A 26091-nucleotide genomic window follows, 5' to 3' on the forward strand; every position below is an offset into this window, starting at 1 on the left:
CGGTGTCGGTTCGATCGCCATTCAGTTGCTGCGTGCAATGACTGACCTGACAATTATCGCAACGGCATCGCGTCCGGAAACAATGGACTGGGTGAAGGAGCTGGGCGCGCACCATGTCATCGATCACAGCAAACCATTGCCTGATCAGATTGATGCATTGGGAATAGGCCAGCCCGGTTTTGTCTTCTCGACAAATTACTCGGATACTTACGTGTCACAGATTGGAGAGTTAATCGCTCCGCAAGGTCGGTTCGGTCTGATTGATGACCCGAAGAGTTTCGACATTATGCCATTTAAAGGCAAAGCGGTGTCGATACACTGGGAGATGATGTTTACCAGACCAATGTTTGAAACAGAAGACATGCAGCGTCAGGGCGATATACTGAACGAAGTTGCAGCGCTTCTGGATGATGGAAAGATCCGCTCAACAGCAACGGAGACGCTTGGCACCATCAATGCCGAAAATCTGAAAACCGCACATGCCATACTTGAAAGCGGTAAGGCGCGTGGCAAGCTCGTGCTTGAAGGGTTTTAGGAGAGAGCGTCAGCGCTCATAAAAAGAAAGCCGGTCTTCTATTTAAGAAGACCGGCTGCTGCCCAAGTCTGGGGATGGATGATGGGACTCGACCCGGGCAAACTCAGTTTACAGTGTGGTTTCAGATGTATCAGTTACGTGCGATACGGCTGCGGTTGTCTTCAATCGTAACCCAACGACCGGCATGGTCGGTTGATTGGCGTTTCAGATATTCATAAGGGGTGTCGCGCCAGTCATCGATCCGTCCGACAAGATTGTCGAGAATGAAATCGCCCCGGTCTGTGCGCACAGTTAAAACAGCATGGCCTTCGCCATTGGCCTGTTTGACGACAGTGACCAGAAGATTGCCCGGGCTGATACCGGCTTTGATCAGTTTCTTGCGTTTTAAAAGGACATAGTCTTCACAATCACCCACATTTGTCGGGTAGGACCAGACTTCCATCTTTCCCCATATTTCAAGGTCGGTAAGCGGGGCGACGGTCGTGTTGACGAGATTGTTCACGTCTACAATTTTTGCCCAACTGGCGCGTGTCAGTACATGAGGTGCAATATTGCGGCCAACGCGCTGACATTCGACCGGAGCTGCTTTGCAAAACTCGTTATGGCCAATGGGCTGTGTGGTGAAATTAGTCGTTTTCATATTAACGGCAAAGGCACTGCCGCTTGTTGCCATAAGACCGCAAAGTGCAACGCCTAATGCGGAAGCTACAAACTTGCTCGCTGAATTCTTGTTTTTTGTCATATCCATCTCCTGTGGGATGAACACTGACAGCAAGAGTTTTATATCAGGCGAATTCCGGCGCTTGGATTTGAGACAAATTCTGCGAAATTACTTTTAAAATTATATCTTGTTTTTACAGGTTAAATCTAAGTGTTTGTATTTATGTATATAAATAGATTAGCCTAGATAGTCGGAGAGACTTTCACGGCGCTGAATTACTGCAAATTCAATTGCAATTCCGTCTTCAAAATGTCGAACAACCTGTCCGCGCATATTGCCCAGAGTGACCGATGAGCCCATTGCAGGCCTTACTTTCAACTCGATAGCGGCACCGGATAAAGACAAATCAATGATGCGGCAGCGATATTGTCTACCGTCAGGCAATGACAAAATACCGGCCTGTTTTTGCGGCACAATACGTTCATGACGACGATCTTCAGGAAGTGCGAGCTCATGCTTGTTGGCAAGCCAGGTCAATTGCGCGGCAAGTTTTTCTTGTTTTCGTGTCGTGGACACCAGCTCTATGGCAAAGCCGACATCTGTTATACGGGTGATTTTACCTTCGATACGTCCGACATGGTCGATATAGGCAACGACACGCTCGCCAATTTCGCCAACTGTGTTGCACACAAATGCCGCGCTACCAGGTGACATGTTGCAAACCTTGCACTCATGCTCAGAGCGATCCTGCAACATGTAGCGACCAATTAAATTAACATCGACGCGCTGAAATTGGCGTCTAGTTAGATCAATTTCAGCTGCGTTTGGGGCAAAGCTCATCACTGTTTCCACGAGTCAAATAAATAGTCTCTGCAGAATATATGAGTTGGGGTTAACAACAGGTAAGCCGTGCCCCTAAATTTTTATATAATTCAGGCGCGGCCACCGGGCAGGACGGTTAAGTTTGGCCGTTGGTTTGAGCTGGCATTTCGTGGCGCTTGCCTTGCGCCCAGCATTGCGCCGCCCTGCAAAACATTAAGCCCGTGATTTGGGTTTGAGGCTAGGGACTTGGCTTTGTTGTGTGCAATGGCAATGCTTGGGCGGTTATGAAGCGAAATAAGTTCTTTTCCCGCATCAATAACCCGCAAATTGCTAATGCTTAGTCCTGCAAGAGCTTCCGCGCCGATCCAGTAGGGCATTTCCATAGTGTGCAGGCAGCCAAGGATGCGCGGCTCTTCATCCATCATCGGCAGAAACAGTGCCTCAATCTGGACGGTGTGTCCGCGTTCGGATATGCCCTCAAGTTGCAGCACAATCGCAACCATCTCTGTTTGCAGGGAGGCAAGTGTGCGTCGCATTAGGTTGCGGTCATCTTCATCGAGCAGGGATGCAAAGGGCTTTCCCTTAAGCTCTTCACTGAACAATAGACACAAAGCTGTGCCAGCGAGACGAAACGCCATTTCGCCGTCTTCATTCTGATGCAGGATAAATGTTGACGGCAGGATAGTGGAAATGGCTGCCGGCGAAATATCGGCACGAAGCGGCGCTGTACGGTTGCCTTTGACTGCGTTCCAATAATCAAACAGTTGTGTTGTGCCATTATGAAGCATCGTTTCCAGTTTCCCGTTTATTTGTTCAAAGTGTTGCAGAGCGGGACACTCAACGTGCCTTGCTTTGCTTTTGAAGCTTGCGTTGCAGGAAGCGGGCCATTCAGGCGATAGTTAACAAAAGGGTTTTGTTAACCTTAACAGGCTGTTTCGTTTGATCGTCATTGGTTAATCTGGCATTAACAAATCAACTTGAAGCGACTCGTTTCAAACAGCACAAATTCTGGGGTGAGTAGGGACTCTTCTCCACGGCCATTGATGGAAACATCAGTGGCCCTTTTTTTGTCCGCTGCAAGTGCTGGCATAATTGCGCACAGATATTATGTAGTAGGCATGAAAAGATTCTAATTGCAGGTGCCTATGGAAAATCTATCTGTCGACGATGAGTTTGCGCAAAAACAGCCACGCGAGCCAATGTTCAATTTACCGGGCATTCTGGTTGTATTTGTCATCATCTGCGTTGGCATGCATATTTTGCGCAATTCGGTTTTTTCCAGACAGCTTGCCGAATGGGTATTTGTAACTTTTGCCTATTTCCCCATCCGCTTCACACCGGAATATTTTACAATTGATCTGCCGACAATGGTTTCGCCAATCGGGCATACATTCTTGCATGGTGACTGGGCCCATCTGGGCATGAACATGATCTGGCTCGTCGCTTTTGGAGCGCCGGTCGCCTACAGGCTTGGCGCGCTACGCTCCATTGTCTTTTGGGTTTTGACAGCGCTTGGCGCGGTGCTGCTGCATACACTTATCTATTATGGCGATACCGTGCCGTTGGTCGGAGCTTCCGGTGCTGTTTCCGGCTTTTTGGGCGGAGCAGCGCGTTTCGGCTTCAGGTCAAACCGGCGCAATCCGCGCGCCGGTCTTGCCGGACCTCTCTACGGACCTGTAGATTCGCTGCGTCAACGCGGCGTTATTCCATTTCTGACAATCTGGATGGTCCTGAACTTTGCATTCGGGTCAGATTTGCTTGGTCTTAACGGCGGGGCCTCAATTGCGTGGGAAGCCCATATAGGCGGCCTTGTCACCGGATTTTTCGCAATCGGTTATCTGGATAGAAAACGCTTCAATTGAAGAAAGCGCACGAGCGCCTTGTCAAATTTGCCGTTTGTGTACATCATTTCCTTCTGGATGGTTTCTTTGAGGAGGATTTATCAATGACAGCTTCACGCATACTGGAAGTCAAAGGCTCGGAAGTTTTTACATTGCCGCCTGAAACAGCCACAATGGACGCGGTGAAGTCGCTGCGCGAACACAAGATCGGTGCGCTGATCGTTTCTTCCGGAAATGGCAAGATTGACGGTATTTTATCGGAACGCGATATTGTGCGTGCGATTGCAAATCACGGTGCAGAGGCACTCACCAGTGCTGTTTCAGCGCATATGACAAAGGATGTTGTCACCTGCGCAGAGAGTGCGACCATTCCCGAATTGATGGAATTGATGACCAAAGGCCGTTTTCGCCACGTTCCGGTTGCCAGAGACGGTAAGCTGGTCGGCATCATTTCAATCGGCGATGTCGTTAAACGCCGGATTGCGGAAGTTGAAGCCGAGGCCGAAGAAATCAAATCCTACATATCTTCTGTATAAGGGAAGCTTGAGACTTTTATTTATAGACCTTTGACGGGTCAAACAGCGGCTGGTCTTCCTGATCAAAGGCCAGTTGAACTTGCCCGTCATCGCCAATTTCGAGACTTCTGTAAAAGCAGCTTTTACGTCCTGTATGGCAATTGGCACCGGTGTCCTGCGTGCGTACGCGCAGGATAACGGCATCCTGATCACAATCGGTGCGGATTTCGGATATTATCTGAACATTGCCGGACGTTTCACCCTTTTTCCATAAAGCATTGCGTGAACGTGACCAGTAATGCGCAATACCAGTTTGCAGGCTTAATTGCAGCGCTTCGGCATTCATGTAAGCGAGCATTAGAATAGTATTGTCTTCGGCATCGACCGCAATTGCCGTGATCAATCCGTCTCCATTAAAGCGCGGACGAAATAATGCGCTTGAATCCAACTCGTCCTTGGACACATCTGCGGAGGCAAATTTTATTTGAGACACTGGAGAATCCATTGATTTTTAATGACGCAACATTTCCAGAAAACGATATTGGTTCTCAGGCTTTTCAAATTCGCCCGTAAACCGTGTCGTTACTGTTGTTGAACCTTGTTTGCGTACACCGCGCATTGCCATACACATATGTTCAGCCTCGATCATCACCGCAACGCCGCGCGGTGCGAGTGTTTCATCAATCGATGTGGCAACTTGAGACGTCAATGTTTCCTGCGTTTGCAAACGGCGTGCAAAAATATCGACGACACGCGCAATTTTTGACAGACCAAGAACGCGCTCGTCCGGCAGATAGGCAACATGAGCCTTTCCGATGATCGGCACCATGTGATGCTCACAATGAGAATGGAAATGGATATCTTTTACCAGAACAATATCATTATATCCGGCAACTTCCTCAAACGTTCTGCCAAGAACATCGGAAGGGTCGGCTTCATAGCCGCCGAATAGTTCGCTGTATGACTTTACGACCCGTTTAGGGGTATCAAGCAGACCTTCACGCGTAATATCTTCGCCCATCCAGCGCAGCAGTGTGCGAACCGCTTCTTCCGCCTCGGCTTGAGTTGGCTTATTATTGCTGTCATCCAGCATATTTTCTTCCTTGCCTGGCAGCTTGTTCACAATGGCATCCATGGCTCGTCTCCAACAAAAAGCGTCTGATAGCGTTCAATCGCGCTTGGGTCCATTATTCATTAACGCAATAGTTTCGCGACCTTGCAGATCGCTCGTTCAAACACTTATATAGAATGTGAACTGTGTAATGCCACTTTATTTAAGTAACTTTTTGACGCGGTCTGAATATGATTGATGATGTATATAATTCAAAGTTGCTTGAGTATGCGGGCAATATAAGCCGCGTCGGTACGCTTGAAAACCCCGATGCTTCGGCAAAAGCTCATTCAAAGCTCTGTGGCTCTACAATTTCTGTTGATCTGAATATGAATGACGACATTGTCACAGATTTTGCGCAGGTCGTGAAAGCATGCGCATTAGGCCAATCCGCTGCCTCGATTGTCGCTTCCAATATTATTGGCGCCAGCGCGCAGGAATTGCGCAACGCTCGCAGCCAGATGATCGGAATGCTCAAAGAGGAGGGCGAGCCGCCACAAGGTCGTTTCGCGGAGCTTAAATATCTGCAACCGGTCAAGGATTACAAAGCCCGTCACGCATCAACAATGCTTGTCTTTGATGCGGTGGTGGATGCAATTGACCAAATCGAGCGCAAAAGACAGTCCGCCGCATAATGTGCGCAGTGTCGAAAAATCAAACCAGCTCGCGCAATTGGCAGGGCAAATGGCCACGCACGCCGGGACGCTTGTTAGGCACCGGCCTTATCCGCCTGTATCAGCTTACTTTATCCGGGTTTATCGGCAATTCCTGCCGCCATATGCCCACTTGTTCTGAATATGGCTATGAAGCGATCGCGCGCCATGGTCTGCTTCGCGGCGGATGGTTGACATTCAAGCGCGTTATACGTTGTGGCCCGGGCGGTACAAGCGGCATTGATAATGTCCCAAAAGAATAGACGCGTTTAACTTCAACTATACTTCATCTTTCAACAGGCAGAATCAGCGTTTCTTGCCGCTTATAAATATTTGTGTTTCACTCTTTAGGCCATCGAGGGGGATGGTTTCTCAGGGAGGGAATATAAATGACGACGAAACTTGTGGTTGGCCTTGATGGTCACGAAACGGGTGAACGGGCGTTGGCATATGCACAAAACTTGGCAGGCCTTATTGGCGACTGTGAAATTTTGGTAGCATATGTCATCGAATGGTCGCCTTATTCATTTCAAACTGCTGAAGAAAACGCGCAGCGGCACAAGCGCCGCGAAGAAGAAATATCGACAGCAAAAGAGCGGATTATTAATCCCGCGATCAAAAAACTATCCGACGCCGGTGTAAAAACCCAAGGGGTCGTTCGTCATGGTGATGTGGCCACCGCACTCAATGATATTTCAAAAGAAAATGGCGCGCAGCAGATTGTTGTTGCCCGCTCATCGGAAGGTGGTTTTACAAAACGCATATTCGGCAGTGCAACTTCTAACCTTGTCATGAGCGCTAGCGTTCCTGTCACTGTTGTGGCGTAAGGGAGCGATAAAATGAAGAAAATTCAAACAATTATGCTTTCACAAATGTTGGCGCTTGCAACCGCATCGTCAGCATATGCACAAGAGGTGATGACACTCGACCAAAAGGTGAATGAGGTCTTTGCCGAAGTTACCGGACCCTTTGTTGGTCTGATTTTCGCACCGTTTCCGGGCACAAACTTTCCTTGGATTGTGCTGTGGCTGGTGGTGGCCGCATCTATTTTCACGCTTTACTTCGGTTTCGTACAATTCCGGTTTTTTGGCCATGCCATAAGACTGGTGAAAGGCGATTATTCCGATCCGAACGATGCCGGTGAGGTGAGCCACTTTCAGGCGCTCGCAACGGCACTGTCAGGTACCGTTGGTCTGGGTAACATTGCCGGTGTGGCCGTGGCTGTCGGTATCGGTGGTCCCGGCGCAACATTCTGGATGATCCTTGCCGGTCTTCTTGGCATGGCATCAAAGTTCACCGAATGTACTCTCGGCGTGAAATACCGGAATGAATATCCCGACGGCACGGTTTCCGGTGGCCCGATGTATTATATGTCAAAAGGGTTTGACGAGCTTGGCCTGCCGGGCGGCAAAATACTCGCCATTCTGTTCTCGATTTTCTGTATTTTGGGCGCACTTGGCGGCGGCAATATGTTCCAGGCCAACCAAGCCCATGCCCAGATTTCGGGCATTGTCGGTGAATATCCCGGCTGGATTACAGGTGTAATCTTTGCAGCCGTTGTGTTTGCTGTGATCGTTGGCGGCATTAAATCAATTGCCAGAGTTACCGAGAAAGTCGTGCCGTTTATGGGCATCCTCTATGTCGGTGCGGCATTGATAATCCTGATCGCCAATTATGATAAAATCGGCTGGGCATTCGGCCAGATTTTTGAAGGCGCGTTTACTGGTCTTGGTGTTGCAGGTGGCTTTGTCGGCGCTTTGATTCAAGGCTTTAAACGGGCGGCGTTTTCAAACGAGGCCGGCGTTGGTTCAGCTGCGATCGCACACTCTGCGGTGCGCACGAATGAACCGATTACAGAGGGTTTTGTTTCATTGCTTGAACCGCTGATTGACACAGTTGTTATTTGTACAATGACGGCTTTGGTTATCACGATTTCCGGCCAGTTGATTATGGATCCGGCCACAGGCCAATTCACACTCAATGAAGCTGGAAATGCAATTGCAACGGTCGGCGATACGTCCGGTGTTGCGCTAACGTCGGCGGCGTTTGGAACGTCCATTTCGTGGTTCCCATATGTGCTGGCGATAGCAGTTGTACTGTTTGCCTTCTCAACGATGATCTCTTGGTCCTATTATGGCCTCAAGGCTTGGACTTATCTGTTTGGTGAAGGCAGAATGCAGGAACTTAGCTTTAAAATTATTTTCTGCATTTTTGTCATTATCGGCGCAGCGGCCAGCCTTGGTCCGGTGATTGATTTCTCTGATGCTGCAATTTTCTCAATGGCGGTGGTGAATATTTTCGCTCTCTACTTCCTCATGAAGCTCGTGAAGAGAGAACTTAAATCTTACAGCACCCGTCTGGCGTCCGGCGAGATCAAGAAGTTTAAAAACTAAACAATAGCGGGGGCATCAGTATGGATGCCCCCGATTTTTATCTTTTTTGATGACTTATCCGTCAATGGCAATTGCTTTTTGCGTTTCGTCATATAACTCTTAAAGAATGCCAATAAGGCTTCGATATATAACGAGTTTAGGTCCGATAAGTCTTTGATGTCTGAAACAGAAAACAACCGCGAATCGCAAACGACGAGCACTGACGGCGCCGAATTTTACGGTGAAGACGGTGTTATTCGTGCGGATGTTATCGAGCAAATTTCCGATGCCATCGAAGCAAGCGATGTCGAGCAGCTAAACCGTACCGTCGAAAATCTTCATGAATCAGAGCTTGGTGATCTGATTGAAGCGCTGGAGCCGAGCGAGCGGCAGGAACTTGTTGCGTTGCTGGGTGATCAGTTCGATTTCTCGGCATTGACCGAGGTCGACGAAGCGATCCGTATGGACATCGTTACCGTCCTGCCGAACGAGCAAATCGCTCTTGCTGTCCAAGAACTGGATACGGACGACGCCGTATATATTCTTGAGGATATGGAGGAGGAGGATCAGGCCGACATTCTTGCCAAGATCCCGTTCACCGAACGTATCCGGTTGCGTCGTTCTCTGGATTATCCTGAAGAATCTGCCGGCCGGCGTATGCAATCGGAATTTGTTGCTGTGCCGCCTTATTGGACGGTCGGACAGACCATCGATTATTTGCGCGATACTGAAGATTTGCCTGATAGCTTCTCACAGCTCTATGTCATTGACCCGACATTCCGTCTGGTCGGCGCTGTCGATCTGGACAGTATTTTAAGAGCAGGGCGCGATGTGCGCGTGGAAGATATCCAGCGCGAAACACGTCACGCTATTCCTGCCGAGATGGATCAGGAAGAAGCCGCACAGATATTCGAGCAATATGACTTGCTATCGGCCGCGGTTGTCGACGAAAACGACCGTCTGGTCGGTGTATTGACTATCGATGACGTGGTCGATGTTATCCAGCAGGAAGCTGAAGAAGACTTCAAGCGCCTTGCGGGTATTGGCGACGAAGAGCTGTCTGATAATGTGATTTCCACAACACGGTCGCGTTTTGTCTGGTTGCTTGTGAATTTGGCAACAGCAATCATTGCGTCTTACATTATCGGCATTTTTGATGCGACCATCGAGCAGATGGTTGCCTTGGCTGTTCTGATGCCGATCGTGGCTTCTATGGGCGGTAATGCGGGCACACAGACAATGACGGTTGCCGTTCGCGCTTTGGCGACCAAAGATATCGATATCTACAATTCGGGCCGTATCATTCGCCGTGAATTAACGGTTGGCTTCATAAACGGCATGTTGTTTGCGATGCTGATCGGGTTAATGGCCGCCGCCTGGTTTGGTAGTGTGCCGCTCGGGCTGGTTATTGCAACGGCAATGATCATCAATATGGTGTGCGCCGCACTTGCCGGCATTCTGATCCCGCTTATGCTGGATAAATTGAACATCGATCCTGCCAGCGCCTCCAGTGTGTTTGTGACGACTGTCACCGATGTTGTTGGCTTCTTTGCCTTTTTGGGGCTTGCCGCGCTGCTTCTGGTGTAACTGCCACGTTAAGCAAATTGTGCGTTAGTTGCTGGATAAGTTATAAATTAATTGACTTTTACGTAAGAAATTCATCTATTGATTTTGAATAGGGGAAATGTCTCCGCAATAAAGGGGACACACCGATATGCGTGAATTTTATACAATTACTGAACTGACGCGTGAATTTGAAATATCAACGCGTACTTTACGGTTCTACGAAGATGAGGGGCTGATCGCTCCTGTAAGACGCGGGCGAACACGCCTGTTTCGTCCAGCAGACCGTTTGCTTGTAAAGCAGATCATGCGCGGCAAGCGCCTTGGATTTTCGATTGCCGAAATCCGGGACATCATCCAGATGTACAAAGCGCCGCAGGGCGAGGCCGGGCAGCTTCAGAAGATTGTTGAGCGCGTAGAGGAAAAGCGCGGCGAGTTGCGGCAGAAGCGCAAAGATATTGAAGAGACCTTGGCCGAGCTTGATGCTGTCGAAGAGGCGTGTGTCAACCGCTTGGCAGAGATGCGCGTCACCTCTTAACGTGTCAATTAAATCCAGCGGTTCACCTTCTTCTTATAACTCCTGAACGCATTGCCGAATCGCGATTCAAGGTGCTTTTCTTCGCGCTCTATGGCCAGTTTGCGAGTGGCAAATGCCGCCAAGGGTGAAAGCAATAAGTGCCAGAAGGTACCGAACGATAAACCTATTCCGATGATGAGCATGATATTTGCGACATAGATCGGGTTTCTGCTGAAGGCGAATATGCCTTTTGTAACGAGCTTGTCCGCGCCGCGATGCGGCATGATTGCCGTTTTGTTCTTTTTCATCAGGCGCATTGCAGAAACATCAATCAGCAATGCCAGCACAATCAGCATAAGGCCAAGACCGAAAAGCAATTCGCCGACAATGGTGCGCGGGAAACCAAGCGGTATCAGACCGGACAAAATAAATCCGAGCGCAATGGTGCATAACAAAACAATGGGTGGCCACGGAATATTGTTCGGGCGTTCCATATAGCTTTTATCCGTTGTCATCTGATCCCTCCGGTATTGCAAGCATATCCAAGCTGCAAGCCTGCGAGATAGCAAGAGGTTCTTGTTCACCAAACTGAATTTCACCGTTCATGAGCGGGGTGAAAAGCTCTGCTTCCACAAGGTCGGTTTCTACGCAATTGCAATAATACGCGCATTGCGTCTGATTATACTGAGCCTGACATGTTTGCTGGCAATTGTTTTGAAAGCCCGCACTGAGTTCAGCCGGATCAATCTGTGCAGGCAGCACAAGGGAATAGACATATATCAGCGCGATAAGTACCGGCTGGTGCAGAAGATAGAAAATCAGGCTGTGACGCCCGATAAAGGCCAGAAGCCGACCCAAGCCGGTATCTGAGAACTTTTCAAACGGATTGGCGAACAAAACATCGCGCCGGAATAAAAACGCGCCGATGCCCATGCCGATTAAAACAACACCAAACCACGGAAATACCGGCACATAATCGTTGGATCGCACCGTTTCATTGGCAAGGCCGGTCCAGCTTAAATGTAAACCAGCCAGCACATCGAAGCGCAGATATGGCGCTGCAATGACCCAGACAACGCCAATTGCAATGAGCGCCAGCCAGGGCAGGCGCAAAAAGAGCAGGCCCGCCAGGCTGGCAAAGGCGATTTGATGAAGAATGCCAAAGAAAATAAAAGCATCAGGCGTTGCAAAATAGGTTGCCACAGTAATCAGCAGCGCTGCACCTGCAATCTTCGCCCAGCGCAACCAGAAGCCTTGCCAGCGGATGCCGTTACTGTGGGCCAGAATCAGCCCGACACCGACCAGCAAAAGAAAAGACGAGGCGATGCTGCGCGCGAAATATTTCCACGGCCCTTCATTAACGAGTTCCGGCGCCACATAATTGAAAAAGGCCAAATCCCAACCGAAATGATAGATCGCCATCGCAACCAGAGCGATACCGCGCAGAACATCGAGAAATGGAAATCTGTGTTTCCGGGTGATCATTATGCTGTCTCCGCTCTCGTTTTCTGCGCTTCAGGCCCGCCTGATCTGGCAATAAACAGGCCGATGAGAACCAGTGCAAGAGCAATGAGGATTTGCGGTCTTAAAGATTCGCCAAGTATCAAAAATCCAAGGAAAATACCGAAAACCGGTATCAAATTGATCGACATCGAAAAGGTGGAATATCCAACTTTGTTGATGAGATAAAACCGGATGATATAGGCAACACCGGTAGGCAGTACGCCAAGAAACACAAGCGCTGTAATCGCGCTTTGCGATGGCATCACACTTATCGGTTCGGCAAAGATAAGAGCGACAGGGATCAGGATTATTGTGCCGATCAGTAGCGCGATAAATGCCAGCCTTGTCGGCGGAATATCAATCTTTCGGATAAGCACGCCGGCAGTCACATAACACAGCGATCCGCCAAGAGCTGCCAGTTGCCCCCAGATATTGCTCCCCATTTGACTGAGCGCATCAACGCCAACAACAGTCATAACGCCGAGAAATCCGAAAAGGACGCCGATTGCTTTGCGTGTGTTGATTTTATCGTCATGGGTGAAAATATGTCCCGATACCAGAGCCAGAAACGGACCAACGCCCATGAGCAGGGACGTGACGCCCGCATCAATTGTCAGTTCTGCCCATGAGATAAGGAAAAATGGCAGGACGACATTGAGGGTCGCCATGGCAATAACAAGCCCCCACATCCGGCACGAATCGGGAAATTTCATGCCGCGATAAATTGCGTAGGGCGCTAATACGAGTGCGCCAATACCAACCCGAATGGCCGCAAGCCATAATGGCCCCACTTCCGGCACGGCGATTTTGATCGCCACAAATGCCATAGCCCAGATAATCGCAACGAACAGCAGCAGAGCGAGGTCTGTGGGGGAGGCTTGTCGAATCGTGTTCATAGGGAGCGTTTTCCTGGAATGGTTCGGGAGACAGAAAACCACAGCAAATCATAATTGCAATGCCGGACTGTTCTTGTCGAATAAGTTGAAACCGGAACCCTAGACTATTTGAGCGACAATAAACATCTGGCTCGAGCGTGTTTTTGCTGTGCGGAATGTTTTGCGCAATATTCCACAGTTTCGGGCGGGATTTGAAAATTGTGTATTAACAAATGCCGCAGGGATGAAGCGGCCTAACATCATGGAATATATAGAATTATCTATATTTGTGCTCTGGTCATGCAAAAGTGATGAGGGGCGTTAATAGATTTTTAACTTGCGTCATAAGGTTCGCAGGCATATACGCCGTCCCCACGACATTTTTTCAAACGTGTTGTATTAGGTTGAAATCATTTATGGGCACAGTTCATATGGAAGATCGTGTAGAGAAACCTTGCTGGAATATCACTGCATGGGCTCTTGGCATTTTCATCGTGTTGGTTTGCATTGTAGCTATGCTGAGCGGCTCGGGTACTGAAGTTGCTGCAACAGCAGCACAACCGGCCTCCTAAACCGGTAGATTTATTTTATGTCGCGCTCCTGCCAGCGCATGTCGACAAATAGCATGACTTTCAGCAAGCTTGATCTAGGTTAGACTAACAACCGGAGTTTGTGCATGTTTTTGTCCGTCTTTGATCTTTATAAAATTGGTATCGGGCCCAGCTCGTCACACACGATGGGGCCAATGACGGCGGCAGCACGCTTTCTTGAGGAAATCCTTTCAGGAAGCTGGCCGAAACCTCAAAATGCGCAAATTACACGTCTTGGCGCGTCCCTGCATGGATCACTGGCCTTTACCGGCGTTGGCCATGCGACAGACCGTGCCGTCATGCTTGGGTTGGCCGGTTATTTGCCCGCTGAAATAGATCCGAACGATATCGAAAAGATCATTGCCGAAATTAATAAAACGGGAAAAGTTAGACCTGACGGGCATCCCGCCTATGACTTTGACCCGAAAACCGATCTTGTCTTTGACAAAAAAGAAGCTTTGCCGGGGCACGCAAACGGGCTTTCCTTCAGCGCTTATGATGCAGATGGCCGCACTTTGCTGCGCCGTGTTTATTATTCTATCGGCGGCGGCTTTGTCGTGACCGAAGAAGAACTGGCCAAGCTGGACAATATCGCGGTGCCGGAACCGGCGCCCGAAGTGCCTTTTCCTTTCAAAACGGCCGATGAAATGATGGCCATGGCGAAAAAATCGGGCAAGTCCATCGCGGCGATGAAGCGTGAAAACGAGCTTTGCCGCATGGATGAGCGCGAATTAAACGCAAAACTCGATGGTATCTGGTCCGCAATGGACGGGTGCATCGAGCGCGGCATGAGCGAAAGCGGCACATTGCCGGGCGGCTTGAAGGTTCGTCGCCGTGCGGCACAATTGGCAGAGCGTCTGGATAACCGGCGCTTGTCCAATAAGTTCAATCCGCTGGAAGCCAATGACTGGCTTAATGTTTATGCCATGGCGGTCAATGAGGAAAATGCGGCCGGCGGCCGTGTTGTCACAGCGCCAACCAACGGTGCTGCGGGTGTCGTTCCGGCAGTTTTAAAATTCATCACACGGTTTCATGACAATATCAAAACCGAGGATATCCGCACATTCCTGCTCACATCGGCAGCAATCGGCGGCCTGATCAAGCACAATGCATCAATTTCCGGCGCAGAGGTCGGCTGTCAGGGTGAGGTAGGCTCCGCTTCGGCCATGGCCGCAGCCGGTATCGCGGCAATTATGGGCGGCACGCCTGAGCAAATTGAGAACGCGGCGGAAATCGCGCTTGAGCATCATCTTGGCATGACATGCGATCCGGTTGCGGGTCTTGTGCAAGTGCCTTGCATCGAGCGCAACGGTCTTGGTGCAGTTAAAGCGGTCACGGCGGCCTCGCTGGCGCTGATGGGTGACGGAGAACATATTGTCTCGCTTGATACATGTGTCGAAACCATGCGGCAGACCGGCCGTGATATGGATGAAAAATATAAAGAAACCAGTCAGGGCGGTTTGGCTGTGAATGTTGTGGCTTGTTAACGGCGTGCCATTGATTTTCACCGGCAGATGCCCATTCTAAATAAATGGCTTTAAACCTCATCAAATTATGCGTCGGCGTGGAAACAGTTGACGATCTTGCGCAGTCTATCGAACGCCGTAAAAAGCGGTTGAAGGCTGCGGGTCAGCCCATAGAAATGGTGCATACCACACGCATGTCTCCCAAGCGGGCCGATGAAATTATCGGTGAGGGTTCGCTTTATTGGGTTATCAAAAGCCGCGTTCAGTGCCGCCAGAAAATTATCGACCTGCGTACATTCAAAGACAATGAAGGCATATCGCGCTGTGATATCGTGATGAGTCCTGAACTGGTGCTGACTGCGCACCAGCCAAAACGGCCTTTTCAGGGCTGGCGGTACTTCAAAGCGGAAGATACACCGCGTGATCTTAGTTCCGGTGAAACTGAAATTTCAGATATGCCGGAGGAAATGCGCGCTGAGTTGGCAGACCTTGGCCTTATTTAATCTTGCATCTGCAAACAGGAGCGCCATTTTATAATTATGAAAGAGCGCTCTAAAAATAATGTTTTGAAACCGACGACTGTAAAAGGCGGTGCAGTCGCAAAATCAAGCGCGTCTGAAATCAGCGCGTTTCTTAGTCAGGCCAAGAATGCCGCAAACGGTGCGAAGGGCAGGGTTGTGCTTTCGCTGGATGCCACAATGAGCAGGCAGCCAACCTGGGATATGGCCTGTCATATTCAGGGCGAGATGTTCAAAGCCGTCGGTAAGTCGACGCCTTTATCCATGCAATTGGTCTATTTTCGCGGCAACGGCGAATGCCGCGCGTCGCGCTGGGTGCGTTCCGGTGATGAACTGGCAACGATGATGAGCAAGATTGATTGCAGGGCCGGTCACACGCAAGTGAATAAAGTTTTGAAGCACGCGATTGACGAAAATGCGAACATGCCGATCAATGCACTGGTATATATTGGCGATGCGATGGAAGAAAACCCTGATGATTTAGGCCATTCAGCCGCCAAGCTGGGTATGCACAAGGTGCCGGTCTTTGTTTTTCAGGAAGGCCATAACGCAATGGCAGAGGCGACGTTCAAAGAAGTTGCGCGGCTATCATCGGGCGGCTGGTTCCGGTTTGACCGCAACGCGCCCAATGTCTTGAAGGATTTACTGTCCTCGATTGCAGTCTATGCAACAGGCGGTATCAAGGCATTGCAGCTTCGTGGCGCAAAATCGGACCGGATACTGTTGGAAAAGCTGACGGGTGGAAGAAGATAATGACCATTCTTCTGGTACTTATTGGCGTTATTGGCATTGCAATTTTACTGGGCATTTATGCACTGAATGCGCAGCCGTCGCAGATCGCAAGGGTTTTGCGTATCGCCGGACCGATTGTGCTGGGTGCCCTCGGCATTATTCTAAGCCTTGCGGGAAGGGTAGCAATCGGCGGACCTATGATCATGCTGGCTTTTGCGCTGTTTTCCCGCCTTCGAAAATATAGCGGTGTCAGCAAAGCCAAGGGACAGCAATCGACGGTGCGCACGGCCATGCTGGAGATGATGCTGGATCATGATACCGGGGCAATGAACGGCGTTGTGCTTGCCGGGAGCCATGAGGGCGATGTGCTTGACGAACTAAGCGATGACGCTTTGCTTGTTCTGGCCGCTGAAATGTCCGGCGACCATGAAAGTATGCAATTGCTAGAGGCGTATCTTGACCGCCGCATGCCGGAGTGGCGAGACAACTTTGAGGCGGACGCGGGCGCGCGGAGCGCTGGCACGGCTCAGTCTGGAGCCATGACACATCAGGAAGCCTATCAGATCCTTGGCATTGAGGAGGGAGCGTCCGCTGTGCAAATCCGAAAGGCGCATCGAAGCTTGATGCAGCGCGTTCACCCCGATGTCGGCGGAAGCGCGTTTTTGGCGCAGCGGGTTAACGAGGCGAAGGACTTTTTGTTGCGAGCGCATGAAGACGGATCCTGATACTAAATACACGGGTTCAGAATTTAAAAACCTGAGCGGATAAAACGCATCCGCTCAAGCAAGAACAAGCAGATTATTTCTGGTATGCCATGCAGGCATAATCATAACGTTTGAGCGCTGAACAAGTATCCCACGCTTCGGATTTGGACGCAAAGCCTGCAAAGCGGGCACGGTGATATGTTGCGTTGCCTTTTTTGAAAACTTCAACAAACGGGTCGCGGGCGTTCAGCACAGAGGATGCCTTTGCCTGTGCATCACGCAAATAATTAAGAGCAAGCGCCTGGCTGTCCAGCGCCGCAATCTGAATGACCCAGCCTGAACGCGGCTTGATCGACGCTGTTGTGATGCCGCTGTCCACATTTACTTTTGGCTTCGGAACGGGAGCATAAGCAACGGCAACCGCTTCTTCTGTTTCTTGAGGCGCGGGCGAGCGCTGCGACAGGGAAGGGATTGGCAATTGGGAAGGCGCAAAGCTTGCAATGCCGGCCTGAACAGGCGCTGAGAACTGGGACGGTCCGACCTTTGCAATCAAATTGCCACCGCCGCGGCGCGAAGCTTTGCCAAGATACTGGCCGATAAGCTTCTGCATCTGTGCGTTACGGGAGTTGCCGGTGCGCCCGCCCAGTACCACAGCGACAATACTGCGTCCGCCTGTGTTTACAGAGGAAACAAGGTTAAAGCCTGATGCGCGGGTGTAGCCTGTTTTGATACCGTCAACGCCTTTGATTTTACCTAGCAAGCGGTTGTGGTTGCCAAAGGTTGAACGGCCAAATTTGAAGCTGCGCGTTTTGAAGTACGAGAATTCACGTGGGTAGTGTTCCTGCAAAGCAATACCAAGGCGCGCCATATCACGCGCTGTTGTTACCTGACGGGAATCTGGAAGGCCGGAAGCATTGCGGAATGTTGTTGACTTCATGCCCAGCTGGCGTGCCTTGCGGGTCATCATCACGCCGAAATTGCTTTCTGTGCCTGCAAGATGTTCGCCCACAGCCGCAGCAACATCATTGGCGGACTTGGTCACGAGCGCATAAATGGCCTGCTCGGCAGTCAAGGAGCCTCCCGGCTTAATGCCAAGTTTGGAAGGCACCATCGATGCAGCGTGGTTGGAAATGCGAATTTTCGTCGATTTCTTCATTTTGCCCTGCTTCATGGCTTCAAACATCATGTAAAGCGTCATCATTTTGGTCAGGGATGCAGGGTAGCGCTTCTGGTCCGCTTTATAATCATAAAGCGTTTTGCCTGTGCGGGCATCAATTACGATGCCGGCATATTTCGAGTTTGCGTGTGCTTGACTAAGCGGCGCAGCGACAAAGAACGCGACAAGCACGGCGGCTATGACTTTGAACTTTGAAGATTTGGCGAAGGACGTCGGACGGTCTGATGACTGATACACGATTAACTCACACTTTTTACACTTAACTCAAACACTGGCTTTTGATGCCATTACTTTCCAAAACCTAGCCGAACAGGGTTACCAATCCGTTTATGATCAACAATTCCTGCCCAATTTGAGACGGTTTTGAATAAAAATAGCAAAAAAAGAGGGCTTTGGTGCATTGCAGCAAAATAACACTTGAAATTTTGTGCGGTGCACACTAAGTCATTCCGTAACGAGAGCGGATTCGTATCTCGTCGATACTTAGAACCCAATCTGAAAGGTCACTCCCATGATCAAGTCATTCGAAGAAATTAGCAAAACAAACAAAGAAGTGATGGATTCATCACTTAAATCATATGCATCTTTGACAAAAGGCATGCAGACAATTGCAGCAGAAGCAACAGACTTCTCCAAGTCCCAGTACGAAACTGGTACAGCTGCTTTTGAAAAACTGACTGCAACTAAATCAGTCGAAAAAGCAATGGAAGTTCAGACAGAATATGCGAAATCCGCTTATGAAGCGATGGTTGCGCAGGCGACAAAAATGTCTGAGCTTTACATGAATGTTGCGAAAGAAGCTTTCCAGCCTTTCGAAGCATTTGTTCCTGCTGCTGCTACACCGGCTGCAAAAACAACTAAATAATTATCCTGAAGCGCTGGGCGCTTCGGTTTGAGAGTTGGCCCGTCTGTTCGATAGAGCAGGCGGGTTTTGCTTTTTGGGCAAGATATGGTCGTAAATTCGTGCGAAAATAGCGGGCGTTTCAATCAATCTTGCGGGAAAATGAAGCTCACGCTTGCGTGATTGAATATGGGGCTTAAAATCGGTTCACAAGTGCCTACATAATACGCGCAACAACAAGTGATTTAAGCCGAGTAAAACTTTTGCTGACTATGAAATATGATGAACTGGTTTCAATAACGCTTGGTCCTGACAATGAGGACGACGACAATGCGACAGATGGTGGCCGTGGAACGGGCGTCATCACGCGCACTGAGAAAAAGCTGAAGAAACCGAACATGTATCGCGTGCTTTTGCTGAACGACGATTTCACACCAATGGAATTCGTTGTTCATGTGCTGGAAAGATTTTTTCAGAAAAATCGTGACCAGGCGACGCAAATCATGTTGCATGTTCATCAATACGGTGTCGGTGAGTGTGGTGTATTTACCTATGAGGTTGCCGAGACGAAAGTAACACAGGTGATGGATTTTGCGCGTCAAAACCAGCACCCCCTACAGTGTGTGATGGAGAAAAAATAATGCCGGCATTTACCCAAAGTCTGGAAAAAGCCCTTCATCAGGCACTGACACTGGCAAGCGAGCGCGAGCATGAATATGCAACGCTTGAACACTTGCTATTGGCGCTCATTGACGATTCCGACGCCAAATCAGTTCTTGATGCCTGCAATGTTGATGTGGACGCTTTGCGCCGCACGCTTTTTGAATATGTTGATAATGAACTGGCCAATCTTGCGACCGGTTATGACGAAGATGCCAAGCCGACAGCCGGTTTCCAGCGCGTTATTCAACGTGCGGTCATCCATGTGCAGTCATCCGGCCGCGAAGAAGTCACCGGCGCGAATGTGCTTGTCGCGATTTTTGCTGAACGTGAAAGTCATGCAGCGTATTTTCTGCAGGAGCAGAACATGACCCGCTACGATGCGGTCAATTATATCGCGCACGGTATCGCCAAACGTCCCGGCGCTTCGGTGGCACGTACACCGGACGGTGCGGAAGAAGGCAGCCCGAATATCGGGCAGGGCGAAAGTGAAGACGGTGCCAAGAAAGCCGAAAGTGCTTTGTCAGCTTATTGTGTTGACCTGAATGCGAAAGCACGCGCCGGTAAAATTGACGTTTTGATCGGCCGCAGTGAAGAAATTGACCGTACAATTCAGGTATTGTGCCGCCGGTCAAAGAACAACCCGCTTTATGTCGGTGATCCGGGCGTCGGTAAAACGGCGATCGCCGAAGGTTTGGCCAAGCGTATTGTCGACGGTGAAGTGCCGGAAGTGCTTGAAGACGACACGATCTTCTCGCTCGATATGGGCGCGTTGATTGCCGGAACACGTTATCGCGGTGATTTTGAAGAGCGCTTGAAGCAAGTTGTCAAAGAGCTGGAAGATTTTCCGGGCGCGGTTCTGTTCATTGACGAAATTCATACTGTCATTGGTGCCGGTGCAACATCAGGCGGCGCAATGGATGCGTCTAACCTGCTAAAACCAGCGCTGTCATCGGGTTCAATCCGCTGTATCGGTTCCACGACTTACAAAGAGTTCCGCAACTTCTTTGAAAAAGACCGCGCGCTTGTGCGCCGGTTCCAGAAAATTGATGTCAAAGAACCAAGCATCGAAGATGCAATCGATATTATGCGCGGCCTGAAACCTTATTTCGAGGATTATCACAACCTCGAATATACGGATGAAGCGGTTAAAGCGTCGGTTGAACTGTCTGCGCGTTATATCAACGACCGTAAACTGCCGGATAAAGCGATTGACGTGATCGATGAAACCGGCGCGCGGCAAATGCTGGTCTCGGCCAAGAAGCGCAAAAAAGTGATTGATGTGGCCGATATTGAAGAGACCATTGCAACAATTGCGAGAATCCCGCCGAAATCTGTCTCGAAAGATGACGAGAAGGTGCTGTTCGGTCTTGAAAAAGAACTGAAACGCGTTGTCTACGGTCAGGATCTGGCGATTGAATCGCTGTCATCGTCGATTAAACTGGCTCGGGCAGGTCTGCGCGAAGTTGAAAAGCCGATCGGTTCTTATTTGTTCTCCGGCCCGACTGGCGTTGGTAAAACAGAAGTCGCCAATCAATTGGCGTCATCGCTCGGCGTTAAACTGCTGCGTTTCGATATGTCCGAATATATGGAGCGCCACACTGTATCACGCTTGATCGGTGCGCCTCCCGGCTATGTCGGCTTTGATCAGGGCGGCTTGCTCACCGACGGCGTCGACCAGAACCCGCATTGTGTGCTGTTGCTTGATGAAATCGAGAAAGCGCATCCGGACCTGTTTAACATTTTGTTGCAGGTGATGGATCACGGCAAACTGACAGATAATAACGGTAAGGAAGTCAATTTCCGCAATGTGGTGATAATCATGACCACCAATGCGGGCGCTTCTGATGCGGCTAAAAATGCTATCGGCTTTGGCTCTACCAAGCGTGAAGGCGATGATGTTGAAGCCATCAACCGGTTGTTCACACCGGAATTCCGCAACCGCTTGGATGCGATTATTCCGTTCGGTCCGCTGCCGGTGCCTGTTATCCACAAAGTGGTGCAGAAGTTCGTCATGCAGCTTGAGGCGCAACTGGCTGACCGCAATGTCGTGTTTGATCTTTCGAAACCGGCAATCGCCTGGCTTGCGAAGAAAGGTTATGACGAGCGCATGGGCGCGCGTCCGCTGGCCCGCGTCATTCAGGAACACATCAAAAAGCCGCTGGCTGAAGAGCTGCTATTTGGCAGCTTGAAAGAGGGCGGCACCGTTAAGGTTGGTGTTGAGAAAGATGAAAGCGGTGTTGAGAAATTGAAACTCGACACGGTAGCCGATCAGGAGCCGATAAAGCCGAAATCGGAAGTGACTGCGAAGGCAGGCGCGAAAGCGAAAACGGCGACTAAAACACCTGCGAAACGCAAACCAGCGGCAAGTTCATCCAAAAAGACACCAAAGGATGACAAAGACAATGGCGGTGGCGGTACCAAAGGCCGTTCCAGCGTGCCAAAGGTGCCACGCAAATAAAATATAAAAGTCAGAAAGGCGCCGGACATTGATCCGGCGCTTTTTTCATGGACGTGCGCGATAATCATGATAGCGAAGAGCTATGAACGAGGAATCGCTTAATCCCGAAAAATCAGGTCGCTATTGGCTTCTTAAAGGCATGCGTGAAGCGATCTGCCTGCCGACATTTCTTTTGATGTGCGCTTTTGTCGGCTTTGCGGGGCTTGCCCGGGAAAACGGCATTACAATGCTTCAGGCATTGGTCATGACATCGACAATTTGGGCGCTGCCTGCCTGTGTGGTTTTAATCACCGCCATAGCCAACGGTGCGACACTGATTGCGGCTTTTATCGCTGTAACGCTTTCATCTGCACGTATGATGCCGATGGCGATTGCCTTGATACCGGAAATGCGGACAAAGAAAACACGCACATGGGTTTTGCTTTTACTGTCGCATTTCATCGCCATTACGGCATGGGTGATTGCGCTCAGGCGTTTCAAAGATGTGCCTAAACAGTACAGAACATATTATTTCGGCGGCTTGGGCGGCACGATAACATTGATCAATCAGTTTGTGGTGCTGGGCGTTTATCTGTCTGCCAACAGCTTTCCGCCGCAGGTACTGGGCGTTCTGTTCTTTCTGACGCCAATCTACTTTCTAACTTCATTATGGGGATCGGCGCGGGAGACAACGGGCAAAATCGCCATGGTTGTCGGTCTCCTGATGGGCCCGTTTTTCTATCTGAACTTACCGGGATTGGACCTTCTAGCGACCGGCTTTATCGGTGGCACTATTGCCTATTTCATCGGGCGTTTTATGCGTGCGCGCAATGCAAAGGGTGAGACATGACCTTTGATGCAATTGATAGCTGGTGGTGGCCACTGGCCTTTATTCTTATCGCAGGATGGCTTGCTACGGATATGTGGCGCTGGCTTGGCGTGTTGATGGGCAACCGGATTGATGAAACCTCCGAAATTCTGGTTTACATCAGGTCTGTGGCAACAGCGCTGGTGGCGGCTGTTATCGCGCAATTGATTATTTTCCCGTCCGGCACATTGTCTGAAACACCGGTGTTATTGCGAATAGCAGCAGCACTTACGGGCTTTAGCACCTATATTTTTATCGGCCGTCATGTGGGGTTGGGTGTGCTGGCAGCGCTCGTTGTTCTGTCAGCGGGTATAGTGCTCGATATTTAGTCAAAACTGCATAAAGTTGGCGAATCTTTGCATAAACAGTGGAATAGGGCAGAATAAGCCGATGATTCGTGTGCAAAGGCATTTGAAATCCTTGAAAACAGGTGTTTGAAATTCCAATTACACTGATGCGCTTCCGCAATGCCTTATTATCGGCTTGCGCCTGTGCATTATATGACAGGACACAGGGCTATTTTGCATGTGTTTCTGATATCTGCCGAAAGGCACGAAAGGATAGACTATGAGTGACCAAATCGTGGAAACAACTGCGGGTGGTTCTGACGGGCGTTATGCCGTTTTACCATTGCGCGACATTGTTGTTTTTCCGCATATGATCGTCCCGCTATTTGTCGGGCGTGACAAATCGATCCGCGCGCTTGAAGACGTGATGGAAAATGATCGCCAGATTTTGTTGGTCACACAGCTCGATGCTGGTGACGACGACCCTTCAGGTGATGACATTTACAAACATGGCACGCTTGCCAATGTGCTTCAGCTTCTCAAGCTGCCGGACAATACGGTAAAAGTACTGGTAGAAGGCGTCAGCCGCGTGGAAGTGACGGAATTCATCAACAGCGATGATTTCATGGAAGCCGATGCGATTGTGACCCCTGAATTGGATGAGGATCCGATTGAAGTGGAAGCGCTTGCGCGCTCTGTCGCATCCGAGTTTGAGGATTACGTAAAGCTCAACAAAAAGATTTCGCCTGATGTTGTCGGCGCTGTCGGCCAGATTGAAGATTTCTCCAAACTGGCGGATACGGTCGCATCGCACCTTGCTGTCAAGATTTCCGACAAGCAGGCGCTGCTTGAAACCTCTTCAACAAAAGCACGTCTTGAAAAAGCACTTGACCATATGGAAGCCGAAATTTCCGTGCTTCAGGTCGAGAAACGTATCCGCAGCCGCGTTAAACGCCAGATGGAGAAGACGCAGCGCGAATATTATCTCAACGAGCAGATGAAGGCGATCCAGAAAGAGCTTGGCGACGGCGAAGACGGCGGCGGCGAGCTTGCTGAACTTGAGGAGAAAATCTCCAAGACAAAGTTCACCAAGGAGGCGCGCGAAAAAGTTGATGCCGAGCTGAAAAAGCTCAAGCAGATGAGCCCGATGTCCGCTGAGGCGACTGTCGTGCGCAATTATATGGACTGGATGGTTTCTATTCCTTGGAACAAGAAAACCAAAGTCAAATATGATCTGAACAAAGCGCAGGAAACGCTGGATGAAGATCATTATGGCTTGGAGAAAGTCAAAGAGCGTATCATCGAGTATTTGGCGGTTCAAAAGCGTCACAACAAACTCAAAGGTCCGATCCTTTGTCTTGTTGGCCCTCCAGGTGTGGGTAAAACATCGCTTGGTAAATCCATTGCGAAAGCAACTGGCCGCGAGTTTGTGCGCATGGCACTGGGCGGTGTACGTGACGAAGCGGAAATCCGTGGCCACCGCCGTACCTATATCGGTTCCATGCCGGGCAAGATCATCCAGTCGATGAAGAAAGCCAAGAAGTCCAACCCATTGTTCCTTCTCGATGAGATCGACAAAATGGGGCAGGACTTCCGCGGTGACCCGTCATCGGCAATGCTTGAGGTTCTCGATCCGGAACAGAACAACGCGTTCATGGATCACTATCTTGAAGTTGAATATGATCTTTCATCAACGATGTTCATTACAACGGCAAACACGCTGAATATCCCGGGCCCATTGATGGACCGTATGGAGATAATCCGTATCGCCGGTTACACGGAAGATGAAAAAATCGAGATCGCAAAACGTCACTTATTGCCAAAAGCAATCAAGGATAATGCGCTTCAAGATGGCGAGTTTTCAGTCGATGAAGAAGCGCTGCGTAAAACGGTACAGCTTTACACCCGTGAAGCCGGTGTCCGTTCTCTGGAACGCGAGTTGATGAAGCTTGGCCGAAAGGTTGTGACCGAGATTTTGCGTACTGATAAGAAAACAGTCAGGGTGACTGTCAATAACCTTGACGATTATCTGGGTGTGCCGAAATTCCGTCACGGTGAAATCGATACGGAAGACCGTGTCGGTGTTGTGACCGGTCTGGCGTGGACAGAAGTCGGCGGCGAATTGTTGACCATTGAAGGTGTGGCCATGCCCGGCAAGGGCAAAATGACCGTCACCGGCAATTTGAAAGATGTGATGAAGGAATCAATTTCTGCAGCGGCGTCCTATGTGCGTTCGCGGGCAATTGAGTTCGGAATCAAGCCAACGCAATTCGACAAGCGTGACATCCATGTTCATGTTCCGGAAGGTGCAACGCCGAAAGATGGTCCGTCCGCAGGTATCGCAATGGCAACGTCAATCGTGTCAATCCTGACGGGAATCGCAATCCGCAAGGATATCGCAATGACCGGCGAGATTACATTGCGCGGACGGGTTCTGCCGATCGGTGGATTGAAGGAAAAATTACTGGCTGCCGTTCGTGGCGGCATCAAAAAAGTGCTTATTCCTGAAGAAAACACTAAGGATCTTGCCGACATTCCGGACAATGTGAAAGACGTTCTCGAGATTGTGCCTGTGGCTCATCTCGATCAAGTCTTGCAACATGCGCTGGTTGAACAGCCGGAACCGATTGAATGGAGCGAGGAAGACGAAGCTTTGGCCGCAGATTTGCGAATCGCGCGGGCTAATGAAGCCGCGAATCTCGCCCATTAATGCGAAAAATTAAAAGGGCGTGTTAAAAACGCCCTTTATATCAATTGAAAAACGCCGCTTCATGCGGCGTTTTTTGTTTTTTCAGTACGAAAACGGTGCAGAAACCCCAGAAAATATAGGGTTTTGCCCT

28 protein-coding genes are annotated in these 26091 nt (G+C 49.9%); 19 read left to right on the forward strand and 9 right to left on the reverse strand.

What is annotated here, in order from left to right:
• On the forward strand, positions 1-535 hold a 535-nt coding region (locus SU32_RS06875), incomplete at its 5' end, for a zinc-binding dehydrogenase (RefSeq protein ID WP_144421060.1).
• A 130-nt stretch (positions 536-665) separates the two neighbouring features.
• On the opposite strand, the gene SU32_RS06880 is transcribed toward SU32_RS06875, so the two are convergent.
• The 3 genes from SU32_RS06880 to SU32_RS06890 all read right to left on the reverse strand — a co-directional run bounded on the left by SU32_RS06880 (position 666) and on the right by SU32_RS06890 (position 2806).
• Positions 666-1277: a transglutaminase-like cysteine peptidase gene (locus SU32_RS06880; protein ID WP_053998624.1), complete on the reverse strand. Its 612-nt coding sequence runs from the start codon at positions 1275-1277 to the stop codon at positions 666-668.
• A gap of 156 nt (positions 1278-1433) precedes the next feature.
• Positions 1434-2036, reverse strand: coding sequence for a PilZ domain-containing protein (locus tag SU32_RS06885; protein ID WP_053998625.1), 603 nt, complete (start codon positions 2034-2036; stop codon positions 1434-1436).
• Positions 2037-2128: 92 nt separating this feature from the next.
• A complete protein-coding gene (locus SU32_RS06890) occupies positions 2129-2806 on the reverse strand; it encodes a PAS domain-containing protein (protein ID WP_053998626.1) in 678 nt (225 codons plus the stop codon).
• A gap of 357 nt (positions 2807-3163) precedes the next feature.
• On the opposite strand from SU32_RS06890, the gene SU32_RS06895 reads away from it, so the two are divergent.
• On the forward strand, positions 3164-3880 hold the full coding sequence (locus tag SU32_RS06895) for a rhomboid family intramembrane serine protease (protein WP_053998627.1): 717 nt from the start codon (positions 3164-3166) through the stop codon (positions 3878-3880).
• 83 nt (positions 3881-3963) lie between these two features.
• Positions 3964-4395, forward strand: a complete 432-nt coding sequence (locus SU32_RS06900; protein ID WP_053998726.1) for a CBS domain-containing protein — start codon at positions 3964-3966, stop codon at positions 4393-4395.
• A gap of 16 nt (positions 4396-4411) precedes the next feature.
• Here SU32_RS06900 and hisI read toward each other — a convergent pair whose 3' ends face one another.
• Both hisI and folE read right to left on the reverse strand, forming a co-directional pair.
• Positions 4412-4879: a phosphoribosyl-AMP cyclohydrolase gene (hisI, locus tag SU32_RS06905; RefSeq protein WP_053998628.1), complete on the reverse strand. Its 468-nt coding sequence runs from the start codon at positions 4877-4879 to the stop codon at positions 4412-4414.
• Positions 4880-4885: 6 nt separating this feature from the next.
• Positions 4886-5509, reverse strand: coding sequence for a GTP cyclohydrolase I FolE (gene folE, locus SU32_RS06910; RefSeq protein WP_053998629.1), 624 nt, complete (start codon positions 5507-5509; stop codon positions 4886-4888).
• Between the two features lie 167 nt (positions 5510-5676).
• Between folE and SU32_RS06915 the strand changes: the two genes are divergently transcribed.
• The 6 genes from SU32_RS06915 to SU32_RS06945 all read left to right on the forward strand — a co-directional run bounded on the left by SU32_RS06915 (position 5677) and on the right by SU32_RS06945 (position 10611).
• Positions 5677-6120 carry an iron-sulfur cluster assembly scaffold protein gene (locus SU32_RS06915; protein ID WP_053998630.1) on the forward strand — a complete coding sequence of 148 codons (444 nt, stop codon included), beginning with the start codon at positions 5677-5679 and terminating at the stop codon, positions 6118-6120.
• Positions 6120-6401 (forward strand): membrane protein insertion efficiency factor YidD, encoded by a 282-nt coding sequence (gene yidD, locus SU32_RS06920; protein WP_053998631.1) that lies wholly within the window; start codon positions 6120-6122, stop codon positions 6399-6401. Before SU32_RS06915 ends, yidD begins: the two co-directional genes overlap by 1 nt.
• A gap of 126 nt (positions 6402-6527) precedes the next feature.
• Positions 6528-6965: a universal stress protein gene (locus tag SU32_RS06925; RefSeq protein ID WP_053998632.1), complete on the forward strand. Its 438-nt coding sequence runs from the start codon at positions 6528-6530 to the stop codon at positions 6963-6965.
• A 12-nt stretch (positions 6966-6977) separates the two neighbouring features.
• Positions 6978-8531, forward strand: a complete 1554-nt coding sequence (locus SU32_RS06930) for an alanine/glycine:cation symporter family protein (RefSeq protein WP_053998633.1) — start codon at positions 6978-6980, stop codon at positions 8529-8531.
• 156 nt (positions 8532-8687) lie between these two features.
• On the forward strand, positions 8688-10097 hold the full coding sequence (gene mgtE / locus SU32_RS06940) for a magnesium transporter (protein ID WP_053998635.1): 1410 nt from the start codon (positions 8688-8690) through the stop codon (positions 10095-10097).
• A 127-nt stretch (positions 10098-10224) separates the two neighbouring features.
• Positions 10225-10611 carry a MerR family transcriptional regulator gene (locus SU32_RS06945; RefSeq protein ID WP_053998636.1) on the forward strand — a complete coding sequence of 129 codons (387 nt, stop codon included), beginning with the start codon at positions 10225-10227 and terminating at the stop codon, positions 10609-10611.
• Between the two features lie 8 nt (positions 10612-10619).
• Here SU32_RS06945 and SU32_RS06950 read toward each other — a convergent pair whose 3' ends face one another.
• The 3 genes from SU32_RS06950 to SU32_RS06960 are packed head-to-tail and all read right to left on the reverse strand — an operon-like array spanning position 10620 to position 12989.
• Positions 10620-11105, reverse strand: coding sequence for a methyltransferase family protein (locus SU32_RS06950; RefSeq protein ID WP_053998637.1), 486 nt, complete (start codon positions 11103-11105; stop codon positions 10620-10622).
• Entirely contained in the window at positions 11092-12075 is a 984-nt protein-coding gene (locus SU32_RS06955; protein ID WP_053998638.1) for a heparan-alpha-glucosaminide N-acetyltransferase, read from the reverse strand. Before SU32_RS06955 ends, SU32_RS06950 begins: the two co-directional genes overlap by 14 nt.
• Positions 12075-12989, reverse strand: coding sequence for a DMT family transporter (locus SU32_RS06960; RefSeq protein ID WP_053998639.1), 915 nt, complete (start codon positions 12987-12989; stop codon positions 12075-12077). Before SU32_RS06960 ends, SU32_RS06955 begins: the two co-directional genes overlap by 1 nt.
• Before the next feature lie 655 nt (positions 12990-13644).
• Between SU32_RS06960 and SU32_RS06965 the strand changes: the two genes are divergently transcribed.
• Genes SU32_RS06965 through SU32_RS06980 form a run of 4 tightly spaced genes read left to right on the forward strand, consistent with a single transcriptional unit; the run spans position 13645 to position 16999 of the window.
• A complete protein-coding gene (locus SU32_RS06965) occupies positions 13645-15045 on the forward strand; it encodes an L-serine ammonia-lyase (protein ID WP_053998640.1) in 1401 nt (466 codons plus the stop codon).
• A 44-nt stretch (positions 15046-15089) separates the two neighbouring features.
• On the forward strand, positions 15090-15527 hold the full coding sequence (locus SU32_RS06970) for a DUF1489 family protein (RefSeq protein WP_053998641.1): 438 nt from the start codon (positions 15090-15092) through the stop codon (positions 15525-15527).
• A gap of 36 nt (positions 15528-15563) precedes the next feature.
• Entirely contained in the window at positions 15564-16295 is a 732-nt protein-coding gene (locus SU32_RS06975; protein WP_053998642.1) for a hypothetical protein, read from the forward strand.
• Entirely contained in the window at positions 16295-16999 is a 705-nt protein-coding gene (locus tag SU32_RS06980) for a DnaJ domain-containing protein (RefSeq protein ID WP_053998643.1), read from the forward strand. The genes SU32_RS06975 and SU32_RS06980 overlap by 1 nt, the downstream gene beginning before the upstream one ends.
• Before the next feature lie 73 nt (positions 17000-17072).
• Here SU32_RS06980 and SU32_RS06985 read toward each other — a convergent pair whose 3' ends face one another.
• Entirely contained in the window at positions 17073-18392 is a 1320-nt protein-coding gene (locus tag SU32_RS06985; RefSeq protein WP_053998644.1) for a D-alanyl-D-alanine carboxypeptidase family protein, read from the reverse strand.
• Positions 18393-18666: 274 nt separating this feature from the next.
• Here SU32_RS06985 and SU32_RS06990 point away from each other — a divergent pair, with 274 nt between their 5' ends.
• From SU32_RS06990 to lon, 6 genes are all read left to right on the forward strand, one after another.
• Positions 18667-19020: a phasin family protein gene (locus tag SU32_RS06990; RefSeq protein ID WP_053998645.1), complete on the forward strand. Its 354-nt coding sequence runs from the start codon at positions 18667-18669 to the stop codon at positions 19018-19020.
• A 248-nt stretch (positions 19021-19268) separates the two neighbouring features.
• Positions 19269-19637, forward strand: coding sequence for an ATP-dependent Clp protease adapter ClpS (gene clpS, locus SU32_RS06995; protein WP_201454895.1), 369 nt, complete (start codon positions 19269-19271; stop codon positions 19635-19637).
• Entirely contained in the window at positions 19637-22117 is a 2481-nt protein-coding gene (gene clpA / locus SU32_RS07000; protein ID WP_053998646.1) for an ATP-dependent Clp protease ATP-binding subunit ClpA, read from the forward strand. The genes clpS and clpA overlap by 1 nt, the downstream gene beginning before the upstream one ends.
• Before the next feature lie 82 nt (positions 22118-22199).
• Complete coding sequence (locus SU32_RS07005; protein ID WP_053998647.1) at positions 22200-22946, forward strand: AzlC family ABC transporter permease; 747 nt, start codon at positions 22200-22202, stop codon at positions 22944-22946.
• Entirely contained in the window at positions 22943-23293 is a 351-nt protein-coding gene (locus SU32_RS07010; RefSeq protein WP_053998648.1) for an AzlD domain-containing protein, read from the forward strand. The genes SU32_RS07005 and SU32_RS07010 overlap by 4 nt, the downstream gene beginning before the upstream one ends.
• 238 nt (positions 23294-23531) lie before the next feature.
• Positions 23532-25961 carry an endopeptidase La gene (gene lon / locus SU32_RS07015; RefSeq protein WP_053998649.1) on the forward strand — a complete coding sequence of 810 codons (2430 nt, stop codon included), beginning with the start codon at positions 23532-23534 and terminating at the stop codon, positions 25959-25961.
• Positions 25962-26091: the final 130 nt, after the last annotated feature.

It is taken from the genome of Ahrensia marina (assembly GCF_001293565.1).
GTDB classification, from domain to species: Bacteria; Pseudomonadota; Alphaproteobacteria; order Rhizobiales; family Rhizobiaceae; genus Ahrensia; species Ahrensia marina.